Here is a 25,812-nt window from a genome sequence, read left to right on the forward strand (position 1 = left end):
AGAGTTATTTCGCCCGTACCAACAGGGAGCTTGCCCCGGATCTGGTAAACCTCATCATCAAGCTCCAAGTGCTGAAGGAGCTTCCGCTCGCGCGCGCTAAGTACGTGCGTCATCTCAGCCACTCCTATCAATTGCCGGGTCGCCTCCGCCTGTGCCGAGGATGGCATGGTGGTGGCGGCGGTGGAAGTGCGATCTGCGCACGCGCGGAAGCCACCCTCTTGGCGGAGGGCGCTTGCGCTGATTTCGTGTTCGGTGCATCTTGATCCGTGGGCGTAGAAACCCGGACCAGTGATAGGCGTCGATCCCCTTGGCGGGGGAGCGATGCTGAGTGGGAACCTTTGGCGAGGCTCCCCTTGCGAGCATGCTTGGCGGCATGGCTCCGACTCAGGCCTTATGGCCGGGGGCGGTACGCCATGTCCAGCGCGAAAGCGTAAAAGCTGCCGGCCTGTCTCACTGGCAGGTTTCTACCCCCCGGCTCCGGGTCCGTCACCCGGAACGGCCGTAGAAAGCCGATCCAGTGAGAACGAAACCATGAACATGATGACGATGCGCCACCCGGCGCCGTTGCTGCTCCCCGCATTGCTGCTCGCGCGCGGCGACCCCAAAGAGATTGGCGCAGCAGTCCAGATCCTCATCGACCAGATTGAGCGCCTGGACCGCGACCTCGATATGCTTCTGACGCACCTTGATCGTCTCGAAGGCGACCTTGATCTCGAGGATGACGGCACAGCCGAACCGGACGGCACCGGGGAAGGTGACCAGTCCTGGCCGGAATACGCGCCGCTATCGATGTCGATGGTCGAAGGGCAGTTCTACGAGGACGCCGAAGACGGACATGATCGCGAAGCCGACAACTCCGATGAGGAACGGCTCACCTGGCCCGAGCGAATTTACCAACCTTGGGCAATGGACGGTGACCTCGCCTTCCGCGAGCACGACGACGACGAACTGCACTTCAACCAGGAGCTGGTGGGCGGCGCGATCGTGCCCGCGCCGCTGAATTGGGAGGGCGGCCAATGCTGAGCGCCGCTGACCAGGATGAGCTCGACGCTCTCGGCTATCGCTTCAGTGGCTTGGCGACGATCGCCAAGCTCGTTGCCAGCCACAACGACGCGCCACCGGACGTCGCGACGGCGCTGGGCTGCATCGCTGATACGTTGAGCGATCTGTCCGATCGATTCGATGCCACGATAGAAAGGGTGCGCGCCGCGGCTTGAGAGATGGTCCCCGCTCGTTTGATACGGGCGGGGCTTGATGCCGCTGGAGTCAGTCTTCGCCGGGCCAGATCGCCTCTAAGAGATCCTGTTCGCTATCGTGGGAGACCGCCGAACGAGCCATGCCGGCCTCAATCAGAGCGTCATGAAACTCCTCCGCGCTCATCACGCCGCTTCGATCGAAAAACGTGCCCGCGTCGACCAACAAGCGTGTCACGTTGATGAATGCAAACCGTATTGCCTCTTCATTGAGATCTTTGAACAACGCGAATGCGGCGCTTCGGACGCTGAAGCTGATTGATCGAGTTAAGTGCGATCCCGATCCGAAGGAACGGGACAGTATATCCGGCCTGACGATAGCCATTACTGGATCATCAACGTCTCTTGTTCCCCGAATCATAGGGAAGCCGATGAACTGTGCTCCTCGCACCAACTCGGCTGCCCTTTCAGACGGGATCCCCAACTGCATCAGTTCAAAAGCGAGCAGTAGCTCGACGACTTGGAAGGCCCCGTACTCGGCTCGCTTTCCTCTTCCCGTGTTCACATCAGACGGGAAGCCAAGGCGGCTAAGGTGCTGAAAGCGCCCAAGTAATGTCCCTCGCTTCTCTGCCGGCACCGAAAGTAGGCCTGCGAAAAGATCGACCACCTGGGAAAGGATCAGCGGAAAGGGCAAGCTTCAGACTCGTATGTTGCGGACTTCATACCCGCTTGCACACGGTCACAACCGAGTCTAGGGAGAAGAAGTATGAAGCGTACTACATAGGAGCGCTAGCATGACCCTGGCGGATGACATGATCAGCGGCGCTAAGGATGCCGCCCGCTACACCGGGCTTTCCGTTCGGGAGATCTACACTCTGGCGGATAAGGGACGGGTGCCGGTGGTTCGGAAAGGTCGCCGCCTCTATTTCAGAAAGAGCGAGCTGGACCGCGCGTTCGCGTCGCCGGCGGCCTGAGCCGGACTATGGGAAGGGCACCAGCACCACAGCCGTCCTTGGAGGCGTTGCTAACGCCAAGCGCGCTGGCGGCTACGCTCGGTGGCTTGTCGGAACAGACGCTCGCGAATTGGAGATACACCGGCATCGGTGGGCCGCGATTTTGCAAGATCGGCAAGCGGATCCTCTACGATCCGGCTGACGTTCGCGCCTGGCTCGAGAGCCGCAAGGCGGGTTCGACAAGCGAGCCGCGCCCATGACCGCACGCCTCCGCCACGACCCGCCCAGCAGGCCGGCGCCGCGCACCATGCGCGTGACCAGCGTGCTGATCCAGCCAGAGGCCTTCGGCTGCAGGTTCGACGTCATCGCGCCTCGCGCCTCGGACTGCGCTGAATTCGACACGATCGGGGAGGCAAGGGCGCACGCGGACGCGATCGCCGCCGCGCAGGGCCTGCTCGTAGAGGAGCGCTCCTGATGGATCACGACCCGGCTGCCGTTCGATCGGCCGCGCTCGACCTGATCATCTATGCCGACCTCACTGCGAAGGAGGGCAGCTTCTGCGGCCAGATCGCCTTTGACACCAAGCCGCTCAGCGATCGCCAGGAGCGCTGGCTTCGCATCCTTCTCGATCGTCACAATCTGGCGCCGCTGAACCATTCTTCGAGATCCACAGGTGCCCGAGCATGAGCGCTGATCTGCCCGCGCCGCTGACGACGCCGGACTGCAACGTCCAGAGCTTCCCATACATGCCGCTCCACGTCGCTAAGCTGCGCGACAGCGACATGGCCGCTGAGGAAGAACCAGAGGCTTGCTGGTACAATGTGCTGCTGTGCTCGGCGGCTTGGCACCAAATCCCCGCGGCTAGTCTGCCGAACAACGATGCGGTGCTGATGCGCCTGATCGGGCTCGGTCGCGATCTGAAAACGTGGAAGAAGCACAGGCGCGGGGCGCTTCGCGGCTTCGTGCTTTGCAGCGATGATCGGTACTATCATCCTTTCGTCGCCGACTTAGCGCTGACAGCTTGGGCAAGCCGAAATGCTTCCGAAACCGAGCGATCTGCAGCGGCTGAGCGTCAGGCGAGATGGCGTGAGGAGCAGCAGCGAATGTCTGCGCGCCTGCGTGAACTCGGGATCAAGCCGCCGGCCAAGGCTAGCAAGGCGGTCCTGTCAGAACTGCTGCGCGAGCACGATCCGGACTGGAGCGGCGCGATTAGCAAGCAAGACCGTGACGCGGTTCGTAACGTTGCGAACGTTACGCGCGTAACGCAGACCGTAACGGCCGTAATGCCTAATAACAGAGACAGAACTAAACATAACGGAACTGAACAGATAGACGACGCTGACGCGGACGACGCGCGCGCGGGCGCGCATGCGAGGCGGGCGTTGGCAAACTTGGCAGCTGAGATCTGCCAAACGGCTGGAATCCGCAACCAGAGCAGGCACGAACAGGGGAAGAACGAGGCGATCGTGGCGCGATGGCTGTCGCAGGGTCACCGCCTCGACGACATTCTCGCGGCGATCAGCGAGGCGCTGCACTATGCGCGGACGACGCCGCAGAGCCTCAATTTCTTCGAGAACCCGATAGCGCAACTCGCGCACGCCTCGCGGGCAGACGACATGCCTAGGCCTAGCGTTGACGGAGACGCGGCATGATCGACGACGCGCGCCGTGACCAGATCCAGGCAGCAGTCGGCGCTGCGATTGTTGATGCGGCCACCCTCGTCAATGCTGAAGGCCAGCGAGCCATCATCGACACCGCGGCAACGGTCGACGCCCTCGTCAACGTCATCGCCTCGTTGATGGCCCCGTCCGCCGAACTCGTAATGCCACGCTCCCGCCGCGCCTTCGGCGAAGCGATGGGAAAGGTGGTGACGAGCCGCATTGCCGCCGCTCAGCGCCATTTCGCGGCCGTTGGCGCAACCTCCAGCATCCTCTCGCCCCAGCCGACGGAGCATTGACCATGCCAGCCCCTTCACTTCACCGCATCACCAAGCACCTGTTCGCCAAGACTGGCATAGAACCAGGTGAATTCGTGGCGAGCCAGACCGGCGCAGGTCCGAAGACGATCGGTCGGCGGTTCGCCCATCTAAGGCTGGGCCGGGATCTGCCCGCAGCCGCCGTCGGCAAGTCGCCGGCAATCGCACGCGCAGCGGCCCTAAAGCCGGCTGTCAGCGCCGCCGGGCTCGCGCAACGGGCGCACGCTCGCACCAAAGCGGTATTCGCGTCGGAGGCGAGCAGGGGGCGTGAACGCCAGGCGGCGGCGATGATCCACGCCAGCATGTCGGCCCGCGAGATCGTAGAGCTCCTCGGCACCCAGCCGCTCGACAACGGCATGTCGGCAGAGAGCGGGGCAGACGCAGCGAACCCGATGCTGGCGGCACTGCTGCGCGCTGGTGGGAAGCCGCTGTGATCGACGCCGACCGCCCCGACCTCGTTGCGCTCGCGATCATCTTCTCGGTAACCGACGCTGAGCTGGTCGCCGCTCAGGCGCACCGCGACCTGATCGCCAGCACCACCCGGCAGCTCGCCCGCATCGCCGCCGCTGGTCCGGTCACCGACGCGCTGGCGGACTCGGTTGAGGCGACAGTTAAACGCTTCGACCAAGCCTCCGGTGGTCCGGTGCTGATCGACGTCACCGCCGCCGAGCCGAACCTGCGGGTGGTGCGCGCGCTACAGGCTGGGCAACGCGCCTATGAGACCACCCGCGATCGCATGCTCGAGATTATCGAGGCATGGGAGCCACCGTTGCTGGCGCTCGCGGCAGCCCTGGCGTTCGAGATGGAGGCGGAAACGTCGCTGCTTAAGCGGTTTACGCTCGCCGCCACGATCGCCGGCGTTGATCCGGAAGGCGAGGACCAGATCGCAGTCACGCGGGCCTTTGCGCGGTTCCTGATTGGTGAACCGATCGACGGCTCGATCGCGTCGCTTACTGCGCGCTCGGAAAGGCTCGCCGGTGCGTGACGCCAACGCTGCTGCGCTCGCCCGTCGCGCTGACGCCGCCAGGATCCGGCGCAACGCGCTGACCGCGGTGGCGCGCGATGGTCAGCTCCGCGCTTCGGCGCGCATTCTCACCACCCCGATCACCAGCCGCTGAGGAAGCCATGATCATCGAACACGAACTCACCGCCGCGCTCGACCAGGTGCGTGCAAACCTCTCCGCAATCGACCTCGACGCATGCCGCCGTGCCTCCGCGGATATCGAGCGTCAACGGCAGCACATTGATCGGACCGAGACCGACGCCCGCGCCCGGGGCGACGAGCTTCGGCCGGTGGTGAACGAGATCGAGCGCGTCGGCGCCGAGCGATACGATGAACGAAGCGGGTCGAGCGCGTTCCATGCCCTGCTGCGCGGCGAGCTGGATAAGCGTCCGACTGGTGCAGAGCTGCTGCGCGAATACCGGAAGCTGATGACCGCACTCGGCGGCGCGTCGTCTGCGAGGGAAGCGTTGGGCAGCGCGGAGCGGCAAGGGCGTGAGGACGCCCGGGCCGCCATCGCCGCTGCGATGAAGCCACTCGACGTTCTGGCGAACGAGGTGGCGGTGCGCCTGGTCGACGAGTTCCGCCAATCGTTCGCGCTGCTCCGCACCGCAAAGGCGCTGGCGCAGCGTCGCGCGCCTGAGCACATTAACGAGGCCGCATCGGCGCTGCGACATCAGCTGGGCACCGTAGAGGCGCCGCCGGCGATCACTGGAGCGCTCGAGGAGTTCGGGGAGCTGTTTGCGCTGGCGAACGTCGCCGTGCCGACGGTGATTGGTATCCAGGCGCCGGTACCCGACTATGCGCTGATCAACGCCGCCGCCGGTCGGATCTCAGCCGCCGATCGAGCAGCAGAGAGGGCCGAAGCGGAGCGAGCAGCTGCCGCACGCGAACGCGCACAATAACCGGGATTGGGCGCCTCGCGCGCCGGCGGCGGGGCTTCGGCCGCCGCTGGCGAGAGCGCGTGGTGACCGGGCCCGCCGGCACGTCCTTTCAGGCGTCGGCGGCCCGAACCTACGAGGATCAATGATGTTTCGACGCACTCACCGCTGCCGCTTCCGTGGCGTCACTGCCGACGCGCGCGGCGACGTTGTCTCCTTGTCCTTCGTGACAGGCGATGGCGATGACGTGCGGATTATGCTTGCGACCAGCGCTGCGATCGAGCTGCGCGAGAGCCTGGCAGGACTCGCTCAGCCCGGTCGACCCGCGCGCCGTGCTTAGGCCTGCGCCGGCCGTTCACTTCGAGGGTTAGAAGGCACGAGTACTAGTCAGACGCGCGCATCTGCGTTCGCGGTTTTACCGTTCTGGCTGGCCTGTTATCAACCAAACCACCGGGCGCGACTTATTCCTCCATGATGAAGCACTCTCGACAGGTTCTATTTCATATATAACAGGGACTTGTTCCAAACGGGGTGGGGAGGATCCTGGTGAATGCTCGCTTTTGGGCTGTCCTTTTGGTCGTCATGTTCTTCGGCTGGGGTATGTATGCAGACTACAGCCTCGAAATAGCTCGCTTCTTTGTCGGAGATGAAATTGGCGGCGTCGGATCCGCCGGCGCTTGGGGCGACACGTTCGGCGCTTTCAATGGTTTGGTTTCGTTGGCGGGTGCGGTATTCGTAGTTCGCACGCTGATGCTTCAACAGTCTGCATTGGCTGAGCAGCAGAAGGCTCTTCGAAGCCAAGCAGACGACGCTCATAGACAGAGATTCGAAGCGACGTTCTTTGAACTCCTGAGGCTGCTAAGGGAACTTAGAAGCGAACTCAGGTTCACACATTCCCAGGCTTATATCAGACGAGCCAAGAACCCTGAGCTTAAAGCTAAAAGGTCCCAGGAGAAGCATGGCCTCGACGCTTTGTCGGGTTTCTTGCGAGAGATGAACTTGAATATAGCCGAGACATCCCAAGGCAAAAAGGTTGTCAACCGATCGCAGCTGGCGGCAATCTTTGATGAGCTGATGGCAACAAATGTAGAGCGGACCTTCGCACCGTATTTTCGCATGGTATACACCATTCTGAACAGGCTAAGACACGACAATGTGATTTCCAATCGCGAAAAGGAGAATTATTCGCGTCTTCTACGATCTCAACTAACTAATAGCGAACTCCTCGCACTAGCCCATAATTCCTTCACGCCAAGGTCGGCTGATCTGGAGGAGCTAATAAACCAGTTCAGGCTTCTCAAGTATATGCCTGCCTCTCTTAACCGAACACGGCTGGAGCAATTGTACGATCCTATTGCCTTCCAGGCGCGCGACTAACAGGCCATCGTAAAACCAATCGGGTACGACATATCTCTAATGAAATAGAATTATCCTTAAGCTTCTCGTTGATCACACCTGAGACCGCCAGCGCCGCTTCGAGCTGTATTCGATCCTAACCTTCATTGCGTCCAGCAGTACAATCTCCGCCCATTTATAGGCGTCGGTTCAGCGAATCATCGAGCCTGGGCATGTGCGAGCGACCCGCAGCCCATTTTCCCAGTTGGCCTTGTAGAGCGCTTCGCCATGCTCGAGCTGCCAGCAGCTCAGATCACCCTTCGCGCCAGCCACGCGCGCCAGGGTTCGCCCGTAATGGTCCTCGCCGACGCGATCGATCGTTAGCGGCCCGCGCAGCGCATCGCCGAGGCTGGCGGTCGACGCATATGGGTCACCGGGCGCGCAAATTCTATCGCGGCGGCAATGACCCGGCATCTCCGGTGCGTCGATCGCGAGCAGCCTGATACGCTCGTCACCGCATCTGATCTTGTCACCATCAGTGACGGTGCAACCGGGAAGCGGCTCGGCATACCCGCCGGCCGCGGCAGCGCGAGAAGGCAGCAGGGCAGGCGCAACGCCGAACACCGCCCCGATCAGAGCGGCGCCCGACAGCACCAGGACTGGCATGCCCGTCCAGCGCACCGCGCGACGTCGGCGACGCGGCTCCAGTCTCTGCTGCCGATGGCTGCCGCCGTTTTCGCATTTCTTGCCTGCTCCTAGCCAATCTGGCCGGTTCTGCCGCGGATCTGGTGATCGAGTGACTAACGCTAACCTTTTGGGGCCATCCACAGGCAAAAAATGCGGTTGCTGGCCGCTTACCATCTCGATCCCGCCACCTAGGACCCGTCACAAGTATACCCGGGCGTAGGCGCTTGGCATCGACACAGCGCCTCTTCGTAGTTCCAGGCTCACGCACACCCTTGGTTTCGTGACGGGCCAGTGGCCCTGCAATCGACTGTATGGGCCTGTCGGCTAATCGGTGCCGCCTTCCGAAGAAGTCATCGATTAAGATCCGCCGCTATCCACCGCACGACCCGCTGTTCGGCCGTCTGCTCATCCGGGATGTGCTGCCCCGCCGTATTTGTCAGCGCGAGGCGTTCGGCATGCGCCGCCACCATATCTGCACGATCCGGCGAAATGCGCGACCATTTGGCCGTCGCTGCGATGAGGAACGCGGACGCGTCGCCAAATTCGCCTTTCGCTTCCAGCAGCTCGCCAATCCACTCGCGTATGAACGCTTGGTTCTCCACCCCGTAAGCGTTCCGGCTTTCCTGAGCGAGTGATGCAGACTTTCGGTAGCAGGCCAATGCGGGATCAACCTGACCCATGAAGTGCAGACAACGACCGATGTTGCCATAGAAGGACTCGGAGCCATCTTCATCAATTGTGCCTGGTTCCGTGACGTCCTCGAGCGAGCGACCCGCTAGGAAGTATCGCAGCGCCGGATCTACCATCCCAGCGTCCCTCTGAGCCAGCGCCAGGTTGTGTGCGGAGTCAAAAACCGTATCGACGCCACTGGCCTTCTTCAGTGCAACGCCCTCGGAGCCCCACTTGATCGCTGCGTCGTAGTTCCGATTCCACCAGTGAAGATGACAGCGCATATCGCACAGGTTGATGTAGCGCGCCTCCTTGCCCGACAGCGTCCTCTCATACCGTTCCAGCGCATCGAACGCCTCGTCGGTTGCATTGAGGATCGCGAGTGTCCGCACATAGTCGGGGAATACGCTGTCGAAATGCGGCAGCGCGGCCACCTTTGCTAAATCATCCCGATCAAAGACCAAGCCGGCGACCCGAGCGAACTCCACCGGCGCTTCGTTCATTGCCGCGGTGTTGATCTCGGCTAAAGATTCGAGCGCTGCATCTGGCCGATCAGCGTTGACGTGGAGCTCGGCGCCTTCCAGCCACTGCCTGACTGTTTTGGCGGACGTACGCGGTGACAGAGTGGGCCGCTGCAGATCGAACATCGCGTTGTAGACCGCGAGGATGGCATCGATGTACCATAAACGCTCCGCCTTTCTATGAGTGCGTCTTACGAACGTTCGAATAAGTGGGTGTAGCTCGTACGCTTCTGTTTCCTCCTGCCGCTTTACAACTATCAGGTTCAGCGAGCGAAGTTGCGAAACCGCTTTAGAAACTCGGTTGAAGCGAAGACGGGCGCCGAGGTAATCGGCGATCTGGATCGCAGTTGTAGGCCGCACTGTCTCAGCGAGCACCTGCAAAACGATCTGCTCGCGATCGACGAGCTGGGACCAAATTGATTTCAAAGTCGCCTCAGGGATGTGTCCTCCATCTGACGCGATATCGTCGAGCAGTTCGCGGACGCGATCGGATCCCGGTCGCCGCGCAATCTGTGCGGCGACTAGATCGAGCCAGAGTGCGTGACCACCGGTCATCACACGGGCTCTCAGGACGTCGTCGCGGTTGGCAGCCGCCCCGCGGCGCTGGAAGAGCTCAACCGCCTCGTCCTCTTTAAGGCCTTCAACCCGGTGGCTGAGAACGCGGGCGTCATCGGTCACGATGTTAGGGCGGCACGTGAAGAGTAGGACGGCGGAACTAGTATTTTCTAGCAACGTCGACACGAAGTCACCCGCTGCACCGAGCAACAGACCACGCTCTAGATCAACGTAGTGATCGACGTTGTCGAAGACTATCAGCAATTGCAGGTCAACGGTCAACTTCGCAAACAATCGCGCGAGCGCCTGCGGCGACTGGCGCGCGAGGTCGGCTGGGAGAACGCCGTCGTCGCCGCCCAGCGCCTCGAGGATGGAAACTATGTGATCCTCGAACCTGAAGCTCTGCTCCTTGCAGTCTCGCCAAAGCGCGTGCTCGAAACGCTTGGCCACCTCCGCGCTGCGGAAGAAGGCGCCAGCTAGAGCGGACTTGCCCTGTCCACCAATGCCGGTGACATATGCGACACGGAAGCGGGCGTTTGTCAGCGTCGCGAGGTTGCCGGTCCTTCCGACATATACGTCGATTTCAGGCGGTCGATCTTCCTGCCCAGACGCGGCGGCGAGCCGACGTGAACGAGCTCTCGTAACGTCGGTCGCGGACGGCAACGCGCGCGCGCTCTCGCTTGGCGGCAGGCCATCGGTCTCCTGGTCCAGATCGCCAGGAATAATCGGCGGAGACGCTGGCTTCGGTACCTGCTCTGACGCCGACACCGCAGTCGGTTCTTTGCTGATCGAAGCCAAAGCAGCGGGAATCGCGATAGATCCGGTGCCGGAAAGACGCCACTCGTCGGCGAGTGCTGGCAGAAATGAATGGCAATCAACGCCGCCGTAGAAACCAACACGACCCCGATCGATCCCGGGCGCGAGGAGGTCGACCAGCGCAGGACGAAGGGTGGCAGCCTGGTCACGAACTGTCCAGACGACCTCGGGGTAGGAGCTGTCCTCCACCACGACGTCGACTAGAGCCTTCGTGAAAACGTCATCCCAGCCGCCATAGGCGACGACGACAACAGTCTTGTCACGCAGGAGCTTAGCTAACGATGCTTTTAGCTGCGGCCGTGCTTGGCCGAGCTGCCGCGGCGTGTGAAGCGTGTCGGCGCCGTGCCAGTATCCGTGCAGATGAACGACCTGCGTCGCCTCGCCAGTCGACTGCCCGATGTCGCCGTCCCTGTGCAGCATGGTACGGAAAGTGCGTCCGCCTGCCCGCGCCACCGCCACCGACACCAGAGGGTCGAAGTTGGTGGTCAGCACAGTTCGGCCGAAACGATCGGGCCAGCCAGCGGCAAGATGTCCAAGCGCATCGACACCGGGTGCGAGATGCCATCCGGTCACGTCCGCATCGAATAAGCGACAGACTTCCTCTGGTGTTGAAGCGCCGATCTCGTAAGGCGTGGCCGGGCCGTCCGCTGGGATGACGCGCGCATGCGCGACCGCCTGTCGGATCACGCCATTGACCTCCTGCTGGCCGCGACGGCGCAGGAGGAACTGGAAAGCTGCCTGGTATGGATTCTCTGCCGCTGCGCACTCTGCCCGCAGCTCTACCTGCTGATCCTCATCGAACTCGCGTTTAATGAGATCTATAACTCCGCCGACTCCAGGCACTCCCGGAGCGCCTGCGACGGACGGTGCGGTTAACGCTGAGCCAACTAGGAACACCACTTCGCGGCCGGATTTTCGGACGCCTCCGGTGAGACGCTCTCGCAGATCGCGCGCGTTGAAGGTTTCGAATCCTAAATCACCCATTTACCGCTCCCCCAACGGCACTCGCGATACTGCGGCCCCTCATGCTGATCTAGCGTCAAGATGCAGTCGACTCGACGAACAGCTAGCAACTGGGCGAAAAGGTTCTTTCCCATGGCCGTCTAACTTACACGTGCTTATCGCTGATAGCAGCCCCGATCTGGGGTCAGCGGTCGACATCTACTCACGGGAGCGGCGACCTGGCCGTGAATGATCAAGCGCAGGAGGCAGCGGCCAAGCTGCTGTTGATCTTCGCCTACAGGCTGCGCGCAGGCTGCTCGTTTACCAGCGGTGTTAACGCCCGCTGCCGATGCATAGTGATCGCGCATGACACACCTCGGGGTTCAGGCGCTATCTGCAGGTGCACCGAACGATGTGACGTAACGCTAAAAGCGGGTGCGAACATGAGTTACGGAAATGAGTTTCAGCGGTGCGGGCCAGCATCCCGCTCACGCATTCCGCAGCGCGTTCACCTGCGCGAGCCCACCACCGCCGGCGAGCTGGAGCACCATCGGCGAACCCTGCTGCGCAAGCTGCTTGGCGATCAGGTCGAGACGAGCGTTGGTTCCCGCGGTGTTGGCCGCCAGTGCATCGACCAGCACATCCGTTTGACTCCGCACGGCAGTCACCATCCCGGTCACGTCCACGCTGCTTGCAGGCATCGATCCACCCGACGCACCAGCTGCCGCTAATGCCGCCTGCTGCGTGTTGCCATTGAGAAGCGATGCGACATTTGCGCCAGCGCCGCTGTTGGCGATTGCCTGGCTGGTCAGCGCGGTGATCTTGGCCAGGGCCTCGAAGTACGGGTTGGTCGAACCATAAAGCTGACGCTGCACGTCGAGGTACGTGCGGGCGCCGCTAGTGAAATCCTCTTGGTTCACCTTCTCACCGCGCTGGATCGCTTCCATGAGCGGGCTGAAGGTCTGAAGGATGTTCGTCTCGCGCGAGCGCAGCGACAGGCCATTGTCGCCCTGCTTGAGATCGTCGAGCAGATCTTTGAGCTGACTGATCGCGCTCTCCTGTGCCTGCTTGATCGCCTCTGTGCGCTTGATGGCGTACAGCTCCTCGAGCTGCGCGCGCTCCTCCGATGTGGCGCCGGCCTCGTCGAAGATCTTGCGCAGGTTGGCGAATTCCTTCTCGATCGCCTCCGCGGCGGCTCCGATCGGGTCCTTCAGTTGGCGCAGCTGGGTAAACACGCTTTCGAATTGAAGCGCCTTCTGCAACTGCACCTCAACGTCGTTGCCGAGCTGGATCAGGCGCTGGGTACCGGCACGCAAGCCCTGAACCGCTCCATCCTTTATGGCGTCGGCGATTGCGAAGCGAATAGCAGCCTCGGCGCCGTCGGTGCCGAAGTCGACGAGGCCCTGACCCTTGGCCTTCTTGCTATCCAGAGAGCCCTTGAACCCGGTGGTGCTGACCCGATACTTGCCGTCGAACTGCCCGATGCTGACGTTGTAATTGCCCATCGTGCCGCCGAACTGATCGACGATGCGCTGCACGCCCTGCGCGACGGAGTCACCAAGGTTTCCGGCCGCGCCGCGCGCGCTTGAGCTATTGCCGGCGATCGATGCACCGTTCTGGCTCACCGAGGCGGTGCCGTACTTCACGGTGCGGAACAGGCCACCCACCACGTTGCCGAGGATGCCCGCGGCGATCGCACCAAGCGGGCCCGCGGCGCTTCCCAGCGTCTTGCCAAGCGTACCGCCAACGGCGGTGGCGATGGTGCTGCGGAGAGCCATGCCACCTTCGTTGCCGAGGATACCGCTGACGGCGCCTAGGGTGCCATTGCCGGCACGACCGGAAAGGCCGCTGTAGATCTGGCTGCCGACCTGGCCGTATCCGGCACCGGCGATCACGCTGGCTAGCTTCGCCTGAGCATTGTCGTCAAACTTGACGCCGGTCGTGCGTATTGCCTTCGACACGGCTTCCGCGATGTCACCAGCCTGTCCCTCGATGCCACCATTCTGCAGTAGGCGACGGGCTGGCCCATTCACCTGAATGCCGAGCAGGTCTGCAATGCCACTAGCTGCGAACCGCAGCTCGTTCACCGCGCCGCGCACACCGCCAGTCAGCTCCTCGCTCGCGGCGACGGCGCCGGCGGTGATGCCCTGCTGCCACTCGTTGATCGCCTCACCGATGCCGTCGCCGAAGGTGGTGCGGAACGCCTGATCGAACGCCGCCGCCTGATCGGCCTGCTGTGCGCGGATCACCTTCATCTGGAGATCAAAGCCGGTGCCCGGCGTAATCTGACCTTTCGCCTGCAAGGTGGCGATCTGGTCCAGCGCATTGGCATAGTCGGTGGCGGCGGCGCGCGCCGGGTCGAACCGCGCCGTGATGCTCTCCAAGGTCTGGTCGAGTTCGCGCTGCGCCTGCGCGGCATCGCGCTGTGCGACCGTGAAGTCCTGCAGTGCAGCTGCGCCCTTGGTCACTGCGACGTGGAAGTGATCAGCATGACCTTTGTCGCCCGGCCCCAGCAGCTCGGAAATCGACAGGCCACGCGTTTCCAGCGCCTTACGGACGTCAGCCTTAGACACGCCGGCGGGCGGCACGAAGTCGACGGCTAGACCGGCGAGGTGATGCGAGTTCTTCGCGCCCTTCACCGCAGCGTTCTCGGCGCGGGTTCGGGTGGTGCTGGTGATGCGCACGCCCGGGAACGCCTCGCGCAGCGCGTTGCTGATCTGGGTGGCGGTGGGCAGATCGCTGGCGGTGGTCGAGACCTTGCTGGTGAGCTTGCGTTGCGCCGCCTCAGCGTCATTCACTGCCTTCAGCTCGCGGTCACGCGCGGCGATCAGCTCTTGGACCTTTGCAGCCAGCTTGTCGGAGTTCGCTGTGCCGCGATAGGCCGGGTCGCGCCTCGTTCTCGAGAGCTCCCGTTCGAAGTCGGACTGGACCGCGCCGGCCGGCGTCGAGCGCGCCTCAACCTTCATGGTCACGAGGCGGGAATAGCCGCTTTCAAACCCGCGCTTCAGCCGATCAACTTCAGACTGATTCTTGGCGAGCAGCATGTTGAGCTCGGTGATCCTGCTTTCCGCGCTGCCGAGCTGACGATCCTTCTCGATCGCCTCGTCCGAACTGCCAGGCGGTGACCGAGCCATCTCCGCATTGAGCCGGGCGAGAGCCTGCGCCTTCTCCAGCAACGTCTGGGTGGTGTTCCGGACCGCGACCGCCTGATTGTACTCGTTCTGCAGATTGGCGGTATCGACCGCCTGCTTGCGTTCGGCCGTGCGCAGCGCGTCGTCCTGAGCCTGCGCGAGGTCGAGCATCGCTTGGCGGTGCTTTTCGAGCGCCTTCTTTGCTTCGTCAGAGGCGGCGCCGCTTCGCAGCAAGGCGGGAACGAGATTGCCTGCCAGTGCGATGCCCGCGAGGAGCACTGCACCCTGCCAACCAGCTAGGATCTGAGCGGCAGCACCGACCTTCCCGCCGAAGTTCACAAACCCGACTGCCGCCTGGCTTCCCTGCTGCGCGAGGATCGTGAAGGCGGAAGTGCCCATCTGCGCCTGGATAATCGAGTCCTGCAGCTGCTGGCCGAGCTGGACGTAGGCGGCGCGCTGTGCGCCTGCACTGGTCGCCACCAATCCATTCGACTGCGCCAGACGGGCCTGCTGAGCTGCCAGCGCGTTCGATGCGGCGAGCTGTTGATTGATCACGAGCTGAAACGGGCTGCTCGACAGGCTACGGAGCTGGGACGAGATCCCGAGTGGGTCGGCGGTTGTCTTCGCCATGTCGTCGCGGAGGCGTCGATACTTCTGCCCGAACGCGTCGAGGTGACCGCCGGCGCGGACGGCGCCGATCCGGATGCTGTCCTCAAAGCCAGCCATCGCCGAATTGATCGAGCCGTCCTCACGAACGGACAAGACGAGCGGGAAGACGTTGGAGCTGTCAGCCATACCGGGTCACCTGAGCTTGGCCGCGCTTCGATGTGGGGGAGGGGCTGCGGCCTTCATGCCGGCGAGCATAATGAGAGTGCCCGACCCGCCCGCAGATCGCAACAAGTGATTGCTATGTGCTTGCTAGAGCGGATTTGTCCCCGCATGTTTCAGGACAGAAACCACGAAACGCTCAGCGAAATCAATGGCGCGCCCGACTGGATTCGAACCAGTGGCCCCAAGCTTAGAAGGCTCGTGCTCTATCCAACTGAGCTACGGGCGCGCACGCGGCCTGCGTTAGCGTGGATTGCCGGGACGCGAAACCGTTGCCATGATCTTTCCATGGACGAGGCAACGCCGCATCGCGTGACGGCATCTGCGCTGCACGGCAAGAACCTACGCTATTACGATTTCGTGATGGCGGCCTTTGTCGCCTTGCTGCTGCTGTCCAATGTCCTTGGCGCGGGCAAAGTGGCGCAGATCTGGCTGCCCGGCGTCGGTTATTGGCCGTTCGGTGCCGGTATCCTCTTCTTTCCTGTAAGCTACGTCATCGGCGATGTTCTGACCGAGGTGTATGGCTATGCCCGTGCGCGCCGCGTCATCTGGGCGGGGTTTGGCGCGACGATCTTCATGGCAATGATGGCCTGGGTGGTCGTTGCGCTGCCCCCAGCGCCGGACTGGACCAATCAGGCGGCGTACGAAGCGGTGTTCGGTCAGGTGCCGCGCATCGTGATCGCCAGTATGTGCGCCTTCTGGGCCGGCGAGTTCGTTAACTCCTATGTGCTGGCGCGTATGAAAGTGGCGACCGGGGGCAAGCATCTGTGGATGCGAACGATCGGGTCGACGGTCGCGGGGCAAGGTGTCGACAGCCTGATTTTCTACCCACTGGCATTCTGGGGAGCCGAAGGCTGGACGTCGCAACTCGTTCTGACGGTGCTCGTCACGCAATGGGTGCTCAAGGTGTCGTGGGAGGCGCTGCTGACGCCGGTCACCTATCTGGTGGTTGGCTGGCTCAAGCGCGCAGAGGGCGTCGACGTCTATGACGACGGCACTGACTTCACGCCATTTGTCGCCCGCGTCTAGCCATCAGCGGGAAAGGGGCGGGCGCGCAGCATCGGCGCGCCGCCCGCTTGAATTCAGCTGATCTTTTCCAGCAGGCCTTCGAACAAGCGACGCCCGTCGAGGCCTCCGTGCGCATTCTCAACCCGACGCTCCGGGTGGGGCATCATGCCGAGCACATTGCCGGCGTCGTTGAGAATCCCCGCGATGCGCCGCGCGGATCCGTTCACGTCCTCGGCATAGCGGAAGGCGACGCGGCCCTCGCCTTCGAGGCGATCGAGTGTGTCCTGATCAGCAACGTAATTGCCGTCGTGATGCGCCACCGGGATGGTGATCGTCTCGCCCGCGGCATAACGGCTAGTGAAGGCGCTCTGGCTATTATCAACGGTCAGCGCCACATCGCGGCAGACGAAGTTCAGCCCGGCGTTCCGCATCAGCGCGCCCGGCAGAAGACCCGCCTCAGTCAGCACCTGAAACCCGTTGCAAACGCCAAAGACGGGAAGCCCGCCGGCCGCCTTGTCGGCGACCGCGCGCATGATCGGCGAACGAGCCGCCATCGCGCCGGATCGCAGGTAATCGCCGTAGGAGAAGCCGCCCGGCACCGCCAGAAGAGACAGTCCCTCCGGCAATTCCGTCTCGCGGTGCCAGACCATGATCGGCGGCGTGCCGGTGACGCTTTCCAGCGCCACGGCGATGTCCCGATCGCAGTTCGACCCCGGAAAGACGACGACCGCCGTTTTCATGCGCGCTCGACCCGGTAATTCTCGATTACGGTGTTGGCGAGCAACTGCCGACACATCGCGTCGATCTGCGCGTCATCGACCGTGTCGGCCACCTCTAGTTCGATCAGCTTGCCCACCCGGGCGCCCTCGACGCCTGCAAAGCCGAGACCGGACAGGGCGTGTTCGATCGCCTTGCCCTGCGGATCGAGAACGCCGGGCTTGAGCGTTACGTAGATGCGAAGCTTCATGTCGTGGCCCGCTATTCGATGCAGTCGCGGATCGCAACCGTTGCCATGAACGAGCCGGGGCCTACTTGCCCCGGCGCTCGCGGTGTTCGGCCATGTCGAGCACGGCCGTCTCACCACCCTCCGGCAGCAAGCCAAGGCGGCGTGCGACCTCCTGATAGGCCTCTACCTCGCCGCCGAGGTCGCGGCGGAAGCGATCCTTATCGAGCTTCTCGTTGGTGACCATGTCCCACAGGCGGCAGCCGTCCGGGCTGATCTCGTCTGCCAGGATGATGCGGCTATAGTCATTGTCCCAAACCCGGCCGAACTCCAGCTTGAAGTCCACCAGGCGGATGCCGACTGCGCCGAACAGGCCGGAGAGGAAGTCGTTCACGCGGATCGCCAGGTCAGCGATGTCGTGCATCTCTTCCTGGCTGGCCCAGCCGAATGCCGCGATATGTTCGTCGGAGATCATCGGATCACCGAGCGCATCGTCCTTGAAGCAATATTCCAGGATGGTGCGCGGCAGCTGTGTGCCTTCCTCGATCCCGAGCCGCTTGCTCAGCGAGCCGGCGGCGACGTTTCGGACGATCACCTCGATCGGAACGATCTCGACCTGCCGGATCAACTGCTCGCGCATGTTGAGACGACGAATAAAGTGCGTCGGAACGCCGATATTGCCGAGCAGCGTGAAAATATGCTCGGAAATCCGGTTGTTGAGCACACCCTTGCCGTTGATCGTGCCCTTCTTCTGGGCATTGAAGGCAGTGGCATCATCCTTGAAATACTGGATCAAGGTGCCTGGTTCCGGACCCTCGTAGAGGATCTTCGCCTTGCCTTCGTAAATCTGCCGGCGCCGCGCCATCGCATCACCCCTGAAATGGACAGCCCCGGCGACGCGACGGTAGCGACGCGGCCGGGGCGGGAATGGCGAGGCGTATAGGGGAAGGGGCGGCGGGGTGCAATCGGATGCTCCCCGCCCGTTGAGCCTCAGTCGGGCATACCCAACGCAGCGCGAATGGCAGAGCGGGTGGCGGTCCATGCTGACGTGCCCGGTGTCACCAGTTCGACATGACCCGTATCGGGTATCGTGATGAGATCGGCTCGATCACCCGCTGCCTGTGCCCGGGCAACATAGTCGGTCGCCATCCGATAGGGGATGATGCGATCCTCACGTCCGTTGATCAGTGTCTGCGCGATGCCCAGCGGGAACAGCCGCGGAACTGAGGTGTCTGCGAACGGATCGCCACGATCGCTGCCGACCAGCCGTTCGATAACCTTCGTACCGCAGCCGTTATCGGGGCTGGCAGCGGTCGCTTCCAGATCGGGGAGGCCGCCTAGGCTGATGACATGGCGGATCGGCAGCGGCTGGCGCACGTACAGCGCGCTCAATCGTGGTAATCGCGAGCGGCCCGCGAGCCACAGCGCCAGATGTCCACCGGCGGAATGGCCGAGCGCAACAATCCGAGACGTGTCCAGTTTGAAGCGCGTCGATTCCGTCAGCAGCAGGTCCGCCGCAGCAGCAGCATCGGCAAAGGTGCCCGGATAGCCGCCACCCTTCCGGTCGACGCCGCGGTAGTCGATGTTCCAGACGGCGATGCCGGAGTCGCGCAGATCTCCGGCGGCCCAGTCCATCACCGTGCGATCCGCGATCGACGTCTGCCAGCATCCGCCGTGCACCATGACGACCACCGGGTGTGGGCCGGGGCCGGCGGGGAGCCAGACGTCCACTTTCTGCATGTTGTCGTCGCCATACGAAACGGTGGCGTCGGCGGACGGCCGGGGGCGGCGGGTTAGATCATCCCAGCCGAGCGGCCGAAAGGATGACGATGCATTAGTGTCGGATGATGATGGCATGGCGTGCGCCGACCATGGCGTGGCGAGCAGCCCACAGGCAAGCGGCAGGAGAGAATGGAGGACGCGTCGCGGCATGATCGGAAAGCATTGCATGGGGGGCGTCTGTCGCATGGCGCGGGTGATCGGCATAGATGTCGTCGACACAGATCCAGCGGAACGGTTGTGGAACAAGGCTCTCGCCTGCTAGCACGCCGCTCATGCCGACCGATGCGACCGCGCTACCCCCCGATAATCCGCCTGTGGGCGTGTTCGATGCGCCGTTCGATTCCGCCTTGTCCGAACGGTACCTCGTCTACGCGCTGTCGACGATTACCGCCCGATCGCTCCCCGATGTGCGCGATGGGCTGAAGCCGGTTCACCGCCGGCTGCTTTGGGCAATGCGCCTGCTGCGGCTCGATCCGACCCAGGGCTATAAGAAGTGCGCGCGCGTGGTTGGCGACGTGATCGGCAAGTACCACCCGCACGGCGATCAGTCGGTCTACGATGCGATGGTGCGTCTCGCGCAGGATTTCGCGCTGCGTTATCCGCTCGTCGACGGTCAGGGCAATTTCGGCAACATCGACGGCGATAATGCCGCTGCCTACCGTTACACCGAAGCGCGCCTGACGCAGGTCGCGATCGACCTGATGGACGGGCTGGACGAGGATGCCGTCGCGTTCCGGCCGACCTATAATGGCGAGGAGCAGGAGCCGGAGTTGTTCCCCGGTCTGTTCCCCAACCTGCTGGCGAACGGCGCGAGCGGTATCGCAGTCGGCATGGCGACATCGATCCCGCCGCACAATGCGGCCGAGCTACTCGACGCTGCCATCGCGCTGATCGATGATCCCCCAGCCGATCCGCTCGCGTTCGTCCAGGGCCCCGACTTCCCCACGGGCGGCCTGCTGGTCGATGCGCCGGCGATCATTCGCGAGGCCTATGCCACCGGGCGCGGCGCCTTTCGCGTGCGATGCCGCTGGAGCGTGGAGAAGGAGAAGGGCGGCAGCTGGCAGATCGTCGTCAGCGAGATTCCCTATGGGGTTCAGAAGGGCAAGCTGATCGAGCAGATCGCCGGGTTGGTGAACGACAAGAAGCTCCCGATCCTGACCGACGTGCGCGACGAATCGGATGCGGAAATCCGCTTGGTGCTGGAACCGCGCAGCCGCACCGTCGACCCGCAGGTGCTGATGGACGGGCTTTATCGCATGTCCGACCTGGAAACGCGTATCCCGTTGAACCTGAACGTACTGGACGCGCGCCGCACCCCGCGTGTCATGAGCCTGGCCGAAGCACTGACCGCATGGGTCGAGCACCAGTTCATTGTCCTGCGCCGGCGCACGGAACACCGGCTGAGCAAGATCGCCGACCGGCTTGAGCTGGTGAAGGGCTACATCATCGCGTTCCTTAATCTCGATCGGGTGATCGAGATCATCCGGAACGAGGATGAGCCCAAGCCAGTGATGATCGCCGAATTCGACCTGACCGATCGGCAGGCCGAAGCGATCCTCAACATGCGGCTGCGCAGTTTGCGCAAGCTGGAGGAGATGGAGCTGAAGCGCGAGCAGGCGGCGCTGGAGAAGGAGCAGGCGAGCCTTCAGCTCCTGCTCGGATCCGACGCCCGGCAGCGCACGCGGATGAAAAAGGATCTGGAAAAGATCCGCGATCGCTATGGCCGCGAGACCCCGCTCGGCAAGCGCCGCACCACCATCGAGGAAGCAGCGCCGGCGCGCGAGATCCCGCTGGAAGCGATGATCGAGCGTGAGCCAATCACCGTCATCCTGTCGCAGCGCGGCTGGGTGCGGGCGCTCAAGGGCCATGTCGATCTGGCATCGGCCGAGACGCTGAAGTTCAAGGAAGGCGATGGCCCCGCCTTCGCCTTTCACGCGCAAACGACGGACAAGCTGCTGCTCGCCGCCGAAAACGGGCGTTTTTATACGCTGGCGGCGGACAAGCTGCCGGGTGGGCGCGGCTTTGGCGAACCCGTTCGCGCGACGATCGACCTCGACGGCGACGTGGGCATCGTCCGGCTGCTGAAGGCCGAGCGCGACGGAAAACTGCTGGTGGCCGCCAGCGACGGTCGCGGCTTCGTCGTGCCGGTGAACGAGGTGCTGGCGGAAACGCGCAAGGGCAAGACCGTGGTGACGCCGCGGCCGGGCGCGAAGCTGCTGGTCGTTCGCCCCGTCGGCAAGGAAGACGATTACGTCGCGGCGATTGGTGACAATCGCAAGCTGGTGGTCTTCCCGCTGAGCGAGCTGCCCGAGATGACACGTGGGCAGGGCGCGCAGCTGCAACGCTATCGTGACGGCGGGCTGAGCGACACGATCACCTTCCGCTTCGCCGAAGGTATCAGCTGGGCGATGGGCGGCGAGACGGGGCGGACCCGGACCGAGACGGACGTGTCGCCGTGGCGCGCGGCGCGTGGCGCCGCCGGGCGGATGCCGCCGACCGGCTTCCCGCGCGACAACCGCTTCACCTGAAATCCTCTCGAATTTAGCGAAACTTAAGATGCCGAAGCTAGCGGTGAAGCAATGCCCTTCTCCGCTGTCCTCCCCGTAGCTCGTGAGCCCCATCAGGGCCTGCCGGGGCGAACTGCTGCCGAAGGGGCGCTTGAACTGCTGCCGATCGCGGCGGTGGTGGCGCGGCTGGAAGGGGGCAAGCTCGCGTTCCAGCTGCCCAATGCCATGTTCCGCCGGCTAGGGCTTGGCACCGCCGAATCGAGGCGATTTGCCGAGCCGCTGGGGGAGCTGAGCCAACGCATCATTGCGTTTCTCGAGGGTGAGGAGGTGCGTGAACGCCTTTCGCTTTCCCTCGGCAGCTCCGTCGAACAGCGTCATTTCGACGTGACCCTCGCGAGGATCAGTGCCGAAGGGGCACCGCAGTGCCTGCTGACCTTGCTCGATCAGACCGCGGAGATGCGCACCGAGGCCTCCTTGCGGCGCGAGATGACGACCGACAGTCTGACCGGACTTCCGAACCGCGAGGGATTCGGGGATCGATTGGAAGAATGCATCAGCGCCGGAACGCTCGACTGCGCTGTGCTTGTCATCGATCTCGACCGCTTCGGGCGGGTGAACAGTTGCCTGGGAAGCATGGCGGGCGATGAATTGCTGATGACGGTGGCACGCCGGATCAAGGGCTCGCTTCGCGCCACCGATGTGCTTGGTAGGATCGGCGGGGACGAGTTTGGCGTCCTTCTGACGCTGGACCAGGGTCGTGATGAGGCGGAGCAGGCGGTGCGCCGGATACGCGACGTTCTCGCGACGCCGTTCCGCCTTAGTGATTTCGAGATTCGCGTAACCTGCGCGATCGGCGTGGCGTTCGCTAACGACCCTGGGCAGGACGCTGAAGACGTGATCCGGCACGCCCAGTTCGCGGTGCGTAAGTCCCAGGAAACCGGCCAGGCGGAAGCCTATGAAACGCATGCGCTGGACCGCGCGCGGGTGCAGTTCGCGATGGAGACGGCATTGCGCCGCGCGATCGACGCCGAACAGCTGACGCTTCATTATCAACCGGTCTGTGACCTGGCGAACGGGCGCGTTGTCGCGTTCGAGGCGCTCGCACGGTGGACCACCGACGAGGGCTCCGTCGTCGCGCCGTCGGACTTCATCCCGGTGGCGGAGGAAACGGGACTGATCGTGCCGCTCGGCCGATGGGCGATCGACGGTGCGCTGCGCACGCTGGCAGAATGGGACGAGCGCGCCGGAGGGAACTGCGGTGTCCAGATAGCGGTCAACATTTCGCCTATTCAGCTACAGCGCGACCATTTGCCTCCGGTGGTGCAAGAAGCGTTAGCTCGGCACGCGCTCGACGGGGACCGGTTGAAGCTTGAGCTTACCGAAAGCGCGTTGATCGCTGACCCCGATCGCAATGCGGCGATCCTCCGCGCGCTGAAGGATACTGGCGCCTCTATCGCAATGGACGATTTCGGCACCGGCTATTCAAATCTCGCCTATCTGCAGCGGCTGCCGATCGACGTCCTGAAGATCGATCGCAGCTTCGTGACCGGCATGATGGCCGACCGTGACAAGATAGCCATCGTGCGCGCGATCCTGAGCCTAGCGACCACGCTTAACATGGAAACTATTGCCGAGGGTGTAGAGAGCCGCGACGTCAGTCAGACGCTCGCCGCCCTCGGATGCACCTACGGGCAGGGGTATGTTTTCTCCCCGCCGTTGCCTGCCGAGGAAGCCTACGCGCTGCTGCTTCGCTGCAACAATTGATCTAAGACGTCCTGCGCGATCTGGTCGGTGCGGGCGGCATCCGGGAAGCCCTCCGCTATCCACCGTTCCTCGATCTGACGGAGCGCGCGCGCCACGTCAGGCCCCTTAGCCATGCCGCGCGCCACCAGCGCCCCGCCGGAAATCGGCAAGCGCGGCGGCGACCAATCAGCCAGCTCGTCCAACGGTTGACCCGCCAGTAACAGGCGATCGATCGCGCTTTCGATGCCGATGCGAAAGGCCAATGGCCGCGGCCCCTCGTCGCCAATTGGGCCACCCGCCGCCTCCAGCCGCTTGCGATCGACATTCGACAGTCGCAGCCGGGCGCCAACAGCCTCGGCCGCAGCAGGTGTGATCAGGGCGGCCAATCGGCGGATGGGGTCCGGTGCAATGCCAGCTGCGGTTTCTCGATCCGCGAGCGCCGCCAGCGCGGCGACATCCTCAATCTCTGGCAGCACGGGGCGGAAGATGCCGTGTTCCACCATCAGCGCAACGACAGGGACGGCACGCGGCGCGACGAGCAGCTTCAGCACCTCGGCCGCGATCCGCTCCCGCGACAGCGCCATCAAATCGTTCGCCCGCACGGTGCAAGCGTCCAGACCCGCCGGATCGATGACCCTGCCGAAGCGCGCGTGAAAGCGGAAGAAACGCAGGATGCGGAGGTGATCCTCGGCGATCCGGCGGAATGGATCGCCGATGAAGCGGACACGGCCCTCGCGCAGATCCTCCAGCCCGCCAAACCAGTCGTACACGGTGCCGTGCACCGGATCGGCGAAAAGCGCGTTGATCGTGAAATCTCGCCGTGCTGCATCCTCCTGCCAGTCATCGGTGAAGGCGACGGTCGCATGGCGCCCGTCGGTGGAGACATCGCGACGCAGCGTCGTCACCTCAACCACCGTTCCGGACGATACCGCGGTGATCGTGCCATGCGCGAGGCCTGTCGGCACCGCCTTGATCCCGGCACCTTCGAGGCGCGCGATCACGTCTTTTGGCGCGAACCGGGTGGCGAGATCGATGTCAGAGACGGGAAGGCCGAGCAGCGTGTCACGTACGGCACCCCCGACATAGCGTGCCCCGCCATGCGTCGCATCCAGCGCGGTCACCAATGTTTCGAGGCCGGGGCGATCACGCCAGCCGCCATTCGGCAGCGTCACAGGCTCCATTTCAGCCGCCGGCCCAGGTTCACGATCATGGCTGCCGTTGCGCCCCAAATGCGATGATTGTCCCACATGATCTCGTAATAGCGTCGTTCCTGGCCCTGCCACTGGGACCGGGCCTCGATGTGATTGGCGGTGTCGAGCAGATAGTCGAGCGGCACCTCGAACACCTTGGCCACTTCCGCTTCGGATGGCCGAAGCGTGAGATCGGGTGGCACTACGCCGACCACGGGGGTGACGGTGTAGCCGGTGACGGTGCGATAGCGATCTGCTTCCCCCACAATCCTGACCGCGGAGGGCGCCAAGGCGATCTCCTCCTCTGCCTCGCGCAAGGCGGCGGCCACCGCGTCTTCACCCGGATCGAGACGCCCGCCCGGGAACGCCACCTGGCCGGCGTGGTGGCGCAAGGTGTCGGTTCGCTGCGTCAGGATCACCCCTGGGCGTGGCCGATCAGTGACCGGCACCAACACGGCCGCTGGCTTCATGCTACCTTCGGCAATGCGGGCGAGATCGCCGTGATCGCCGGCCAGCAGGATCGTCTGCTGCGCCATCCCTTCGGTCAGCGCCTGGCTAAGGCGCTCTACCAGCAAGGTCACGGGGCAATCGGGAAAAAGCTTCCCCCACTCCACAGGCCGGGCGAGTCGCTGTCATCAGCCAGCGCGCGCTCGGCCAGCTCGTAATAGACTGGGCGCGTGATCAGCGCTTCCAGTCCGCCGCGCACATGAACATAGGGGTGCGGGCCGTCAGCGCGTTCCTCGAACCGCAGCGGGTGTTCGGCCGACGCCGTCACCGTTTCCCCCGTGTTCAGGCGAAAGGCGAGCTGGCTATCCTGGCCTGTACCTTCGGCTTTCAATTCGACCGCGACGAACGGCGCGTCCTCAACCTCGATGTCCAGCTTTTCTACCGGAGTGACAAGAACATAGCTGCCGTCAGGCTCGCGCCGCAAGATACGGCTGAACGCCCGTACCATGGCGGGTCGGCCGATGGGCGATCCTTGGTGATACCAGGTGCCATCGCGCGCGATCCGCATGTCGCTGGGGCCGCAATGATCGGGATGCCAGCGATCGACCGGCGGCAGGCGGTCTTCTTCTGCCAGACGGGCGATATCGGCAATGGTGAGCGTGTCAAACGCGGGAGGTGGTGCCATTGGCATGGTCAACAGGTAGGT

Annotated in this window: 27 protein-coding genes and 1 tRNA gene; 16 read left to right on the forward strand and 12 right to left on the reverse strand. The window is 63.5% G+C overall.

Annotated features, from left to right (window positions below; genetic code table 11):
• The first annotated feature begins 531 nt into the window (after positions 1-531).
• Together K0S66_RS01025 and K0S66_RS01030 are read left to right on the forward strand one after the other, a co-directional pair.
• Entirely contained in the window at positions 532-1,023 is a 492-nt protein-coding gene (locus K0S66_RS01025; RefSeq protein ID WP_301073213.1) for a hypothetical protein, read from the forward strand.
• A 50-nt stretch (positions 1,024-1,073) separates the two neighbouring features.
• A complete protein-coding gene (locus K0S66_RS01030; RefSeq protein ID WP_301073214.1) occupies positions 1,074-1,217 on the forward strand; it encodes a hypothetical protein in 144 nt (47 codons plus the stop codon).
• Positions 1,218-1,266: 49 nt separating this feature from the next.
• Here the strand turns inward: K0S66_RS01030 and K0S66_RS01035 are convergent, their stop codons facing one another.
• Positions 1,267-1,887, reverse strand: a complete 621-nt coding sequence (locus K0S66_RS01035; protein WP_301073215.1) for a hypothetical protein — start codon at positions 1,885-1,887, stop codon at positions 1,267-1,269.
• Positions 1,888-1,987: 100 nt separating this feature from the next.
• On the opposite strand from K0S66_RS01035, the gene K0S66_RS01040 reads away from it, so the two are divergent.
• The 11 genes from K0S66_RS01040 (at position 1,988) to K0S66_RS01090 (ending at position 7,379) form a co-directional block, all read left to right on the forward strand.
• On the forward strand, positions 1,988-2,167 hold the full coding sequence (locus K0S66_RS01040) for a helix-turn-helix domain-containing protein (protein WP_301073216.1): 180 nt from the start codon (positions 1,988-1,990) through the stop codon (positions 2,165-2,167).
• Positions 2,168-2,175: 8 nt separating this feature from the next.
• Entirely contained in the window at positions 2,176-2,406 is a 231-nt protein-coding gene (locus K0S66_RS01045) for a helix-turn-helix domain-containing protein (protein WP_301073217.1), read from the forward strand.
• Positions 2,403-2,621, forward strand: a complete 219-nt coding sequence (locus K0S66_RS01050) for a hypothetical protein (protein ID WP_301073218.1) — start codon at positions 2,403-2,405, stop codon at positions 2,619-2,621. The genes K0S66_RS01045 and K0S66_RS01050 overlap by 4 nt, the downstream gene beginning before the upstream one ends.
• A complete protein-coding gene (locus K0S66_RS01055; RefSeq protein WP_301073219.1) occupies positions 2,621-2,833 on the forward strand; it encodes a hypothetical protein in 213 nt (70 codons plus the stop codon). Before K0S66_RS01050 ends, K0S66_RS01055 begins: the two co-directional genes overlap by 1 nt.
• The gene (locus K0S66_RS01060; protein ID WP_301073220.1) at positions 2,830-3,798 is read left to right on the forward strand and encodes a DUF1376 domain-containing protein; all 969 of its coding nucleotides are present in this window, start codon (positions 2,830-2,832) and stop codon (positions 3,796-3,798) included. The genes K0S66_RS01055 and K0S66_RS01060 overlap by 4 nt, the downstream gene beginning before the upstream one ends.
• The gene (locus K0S66_RS01065; RefSeq protein WP_301073221.1) at positions 3,795-4,103 is read left to right on the forward strand and encodes a hypothetical protein; all 309 of its coding nucleotides are present in this window, start codon (positions 3,795-3,797) and stop codon (positions 4,101-4,103) included. The genes K0S66_RS01060 and K0S66_RS01065 overlap by 4 nt, the downstream gene beginning before the upstream one ends.
• Positions 4,104-4,105: 2 nt before the next feature.
• Positions 4,106-4,555 carry a hypothetical protein gene (locus K0S66_RS01070; RefSeq protein WP_301073222.1) on the forward strand — a complete coding sequence of 150 codons (450 nt, stop codon included), beginning with the start codon at positions 4,106-4,108 and terminating at the stop codon, positions 4,553-4,555.
• Entirely contained in the window at positions 4,552-5,106 is a 555-nt protein-coding gene (locus K0S66_RS01075; RefSeq protein ID WP_301073223.1) for a hypothetical protein, read from the forward strand. The genes K0S66_RS01070 and K0S66_RS01075 overlap by 4 nt, the downstream gene beginning before the upstream one ends.
• Entirely contained in the window at positions 5,099-5,239 is a 141-nt protein-coding gene (locus tag K0S66_RS01080; protein ID WP_301073224.1) for a hypothetical protein, read from the forward strand. Before K0S66_RS01075 ends, K0S66_RS01080 begins: the two co-directional genes overlap by 8 nt.
• A gap of 7 nt (positions 5,240-5,246) precedes the next feature.
• Positions 5,247-6,026 (forward strand): hypothetical protein, encoded by a 780-nt coding sequence (locus K0S66_RS01085; protein ID WP_301073225.1) that lies wholly within the window; start codon positions 5,247-5,249, stop codon positions 6,024-6,026.
• Positions 6,027-6,548: 522 nt separating this feature from the next.
• On the forward strand, positions 6,549-7,379 hold the full coding sequence (locus K0S66_RS01090) for a putative phage abortive infection protein (protein WP_301073226.1): 831 nt from the start codon (positions 6,549-6,551) through the stop codon (positions 7,377-7,379).
• A 168-nt stretch (positions 7,380-7,547) separates the two neighbouring features.
• On the opposite strand, the gene K0S66_RS01095 is transcribed toward K0S66_RS01090, so the two are convergent.
• The 4 genes from K0S66_RS01095 to K0S66_RS01110 form a co-directional block, all read right to left on the reverse strand.
• The gene (locus tag K0S66_RS01095) at positions 7,548-8,003 is read right to left on the reverse strand and encodes a thermonuclease family protein (RefSeq protein WP_366520760.1); all 456 of its coding nucleotides are present in this window, start codon (positions 8,001-8,003) and stop codon (positions 7,548-7,550) included.
• Positions 8,004-8,374: 371 nt separating this feature from the next.
• Positions 8,375-11,569 carry an SIR2 family protein gene (locus K0S66_RS01100; protein WP_301073227.1) on the reverse strand — a complete coding sequence of 1,065 codons (3,195 nt, stop codon included), beginning with the start codon at positions 11,567-11,569 and terminating at the stop codon, positions 8,375-8,377.
• 446 nt (positions 11,570-12,015) lie between these two features.
• Complete coding sequence (locus tag K0S66_RS01105) at positions 12,016-15,453, reverse strand: D-Ala-D-Ala carboxypeptidase family metallohydrolase (protein WP_301073228.1); 3,438 nt, start codon at positions 15,451-15,453, stop codon at positions 12,016-12,018.
• Between the two features lie 185 nt (positions 15,454-15,638).
• Positions 15,639-15,715: transfer RNA gene (locus K0S66_RS01110), tRNA-Arg, on the reverse strand.
• 59 nt (positions 15,716-15,774) lie between these two features.
• On the opposite strand from K0S66_RS01110, the gene K0S66_RS01115 reads away from it, so the two are divergent.
• Positions 15,775-16,515: a queuosine precursor transporter gene (locus K0S66_RS01115; RefSeq protein ID WP_301073229.1), complete on the forward strand. Its 741-nt coding sequence runs from the start codon at positions 15,775-15,777 to the stop codon at positions 16,513-16,515.
• Between the two features lie 53 nt (positions 16,516-16,568).
• On the opposite strand, the gene purQ is transcribed toward K0S66_RS01115, so the two are convergent.
• The 4 genes from purQ to K0S66_RS01135 all read right to left on the reverse strand — a co-directional run bounded on the left by purQ (position 16,569) and on the right by K0S66_RS01135 (position 19,177).
• On the reverse strand, positions 16,569-17,234 hold the full coding sequence (gene purQ / locus K0S66_RS01120; RefSeq protein WP_301073230.1) for a phosphoribosylformylglycinamidine synthase subunit PurQ: 666 nt from the start codon (positions 17,232-17,234) through the stop codon (positions 16,569-16,571).
• Complete coding sequence (gene purS, locus K0S66_RS01125; protein WP_301073231.1) at positions 17,231-17,461, reverse strand: phosphoribosylformylglycinamidine synthase subunit PurS; 231 nt, start codon at positions 17,459-17,461, stop codon at positions 17,231-17,233. Before purS ends, purQ begins: the two co-directional genes overlap by 4 nt.
• Before the next feature lie 61 nt (positions 17,462-17,522).
• Complete coding sequence (gene purC / locus K0S66_RS01130; RefSeq protein ID WP_301073232.1) at positions 17,523-18,302, reverse strand: phosphoribosylaminoimidazolesuccinocarboxamide synthase; 780 nt, start codon at positions 18,300-18,302, stop codon at positions 17,523-17,525.
• A 125-nt stretch (positions 18,303-18,427) separates the two neighbouring features.
• Entirely contained in the window at positions 18,428-19,177 is a 750-nt protein-coding gene (locus K0S66_RS01135; protein ID WP_301073233.1) for an alpha/beta hydrolase, read from the reverse strand.
• 314 nt (positions 19,178-19,491) lie between these two features.
• Here K0S66_RS01135 and parC point away from each other — a divergent pair, with 314 nt between their 5' ends.
• Both parC and K0S66_RS01145 read left to right on the forward strand, forming a co-directional pair.
• Positions 19,492-21,747 carry a DNA topoisomerase IV subunit A gene (gene parC, locus K0S66_RS01140; RefSeq protein WP_301073234.1) on the forward strand — a complete coding sequence of 752 codons (2,256 nt, stop codon included), beginning with the start codon at positions 19,492-19,494 and terminating at the stop codon, positions 21,745-21,747.
• A gap of 51 nt (positions 21,748-21,798) precedes the next feature.
• Entirely contained in the window at positions 21,799-23,490 is a 1,692-nt protein-coding gene (locus tag K0S66_RS01145; RefSeq protein WP_301073235.1) for an EAL domain-containing protein, read from the forward strand.
• Here the strand turns inward: K0S66_RS01145 and K0S66_RS01150 are convergent.
• From K0S66_RS01150 to K0S66_RS01160, 3 genes are read right to left on the reverse strand one after another with little or no spacing between them, the layout of a single operon-like run.
• Positions 23,460-24,650: a CCA tRNA nucleotidyltransferase gene (locus K0S66_RS01150; protein ID WP_301073236.1), complete on the reverse strand. Its 1,191-nt coding sequence runs from the start codon at positions 24,648-24,650 to the stop codon at positions 23,460-23,462. The two genes, K0S66_RS01145 and K0S66_RS01150, sit on opposite strands and share 31 nt — an antisense overlap.
• Positions 24,638-25,195, reverse strand: coding sequence for a CoA pyrophosphatase (locus tag K0S66_RS01155; protein WP_301073338.1), 558 nt, complete (start codon positions 25,193-25,195; stop codon positions 24,638-24,640). Before K0S66_RS01155 ends, K0S66_RS01150 begins: the two co-directional genes overlap by 13 nt.
• Positions 25,196-25,236: 41 nt before the next feature.
• A complete protein-coding gene (locus tag K0S66_RS01160) occupies positions 25,237-25,797 on the reverse strand; it encodes a DUF1285 domain-containing protein (RefSeq protein ID WP_301073237.1) in 561 nt (186 codons plus the stop codon).
• Positions 25,798-25,812 lie beyond the last annotated feature (15 nt).

The organism is Sphingomonas sp. (genome assembly GCF_029239295.1).
Taxonomy (GTDB): domain Bacteria; phylum Pseudomonadota; class Alphaproteobacteria; order Sphingomonadales; family Sphingomonadaceae; genus Sphingomonas.

Coding starts and splice junctions, on each gene's coding strand:
- K0S66_RS01025 (WP_301073213.1), top strand. CDS start 532: ATGAACATGATGACGATGCGCCACCCGGCGCCGTTGCTGCTCCCCGCA.
- K0S66_RS01040 (WP_301073216.1), top strand. CDS start 1,988: ATGACCCTGGCGGATGACATGATCAGCGGCGCTAAGGATGCCGCCCGC.
- K0S66_RS01045 (WP_301073217.1), top strand. CDS start 2,176: ATGGGAAGGGCACCAGCACCACAGCCGTCCTTGGAGGCGTTGCTAACG.
- K0S66_RS01050 (WP_301073218.1), top strand. CDS start 2,403: ATGACCGCACGCCTCCGCCACGACCCGCCCAGCAGGCCGGCGCCGCGC.
- K0S66_RS01055 (WP_301073219.1), top strand. CDS start 2,621: ATGGATCACGACCCGGCTGCCGTTCGATCGGCCGCGCTCGACCTGATC.
- K0S66_RS01060 (WP_301073220.1), top strand. CDS start 2,830: ATGAGCGCTGATCTGCCCGCGCCGCTGACGACGCCGGACTGCAACGTC.
- K0S66_RS01065 (WP_301073221.1), top strand. CDS start 3,795: ATGATCGACGACGCGCGCCGTGACCAGATCCAGGCAGCAGTCGGCGCT.
- K0S66_RS01070 (WP_301073222.1), top strand. CDS start 4,106: ATGCCAGCCCCTTCACTTCACCGCATCACCAAGCACCTGTTCGCCAAG.
- K0S66_RS01085 (WP_301073225.1), top strand. CDS start 5,247: ATGATCATCGAACACGAACTCACCGCCGCGCTCGACCAGGTGCGTGCA.
- K0S66_RS01095 (WP_366520760.1), bottom strand. CDS start 8,003: ATGCCAGTCCTGGTGCTGTCGGGCGCCGCTCTGATCGGGGCGGTGTTC.
- K0S66_RS01100 (WP_301073227.1), bottom strand. CDS start 11,569: ATGGGTGATTTAGGATTCGAAACCTTCAACGCGCGCGATCTGCGAGAG.
- K0S66_RS01105 (WP_301073228.1), bottom strand. CDS start 15,453: ATGGCTGACAGCTCCAACGTCTTCCCGCTCGTCTTGTCCGTTCGTGAG.
- K0S66_RS01115 (WP_301073229.1), top strand. CDS start 15,775: ATGGACGAGGCAACGCCGCATCGCGTGACGGCATCTGCGCTGCACGGC.
- purQ (WP_301073230.1), bottom strand. CDS start 17,234: ATGAAAACGGCGGTCGTCGTCTTTCCGGGGTCGAACTGCGATCGGGAC.
- purS (WP_301073231.1), bottom strand. CDS start 17,461: ATGAAGCTTCGCATCTACGTAACGCTCAAGCCCGGCGTTCTCGATCCG.
- purC (WP_301073232.1), bottom strand. CDS start 18,302: ATGGCGCGGCGCCGGCAGATTTACGAAGGCAAGGCGAAGATCCTCTAC.
- K0S66_RS01135 (WP_301073233.1), bottom strand. CDS start 19,177: ATGCAGAAAGTGGACGTCTGGCTCCCCGCCGGCCCCGGCCCACACCCG.
- parC (WP_301073234.1), top strand. CDS start 19,492: ATGCCGACCGATGCGACCGCGCTACCCCCCGATAATCCGCCTGTGGGC.
- K0S66_RS01145 (WP_301073235.1), top strand. CDS start 21,799: ATGCCCTTCTCCGCTGTCCTCCCCGTAGCTCGTGAGCCCCATCAGGGC.
- K0S66_RS01150 (WP_301073236.1), bottom strand. CDS start 24,650: ATGGAGCCTGTGACGCTGCCGAATGGCGGCTGGCGTGATCGCCCCGGC.
- K0S66_RS01155 (WP_301073338.1), bottom strand. CDS start 25,195: ATGGCGCAGCAGACGATCCTGCTGGCCGGCGATCACGGCGATCTCGCC.
- K0S66_RS01160 (WP_301073237.1), bottom strand. CDS start 25,797: ATGCCAATGGCACCACCTCCCGCGTTTGACACGCTCACCATTGCCGAT.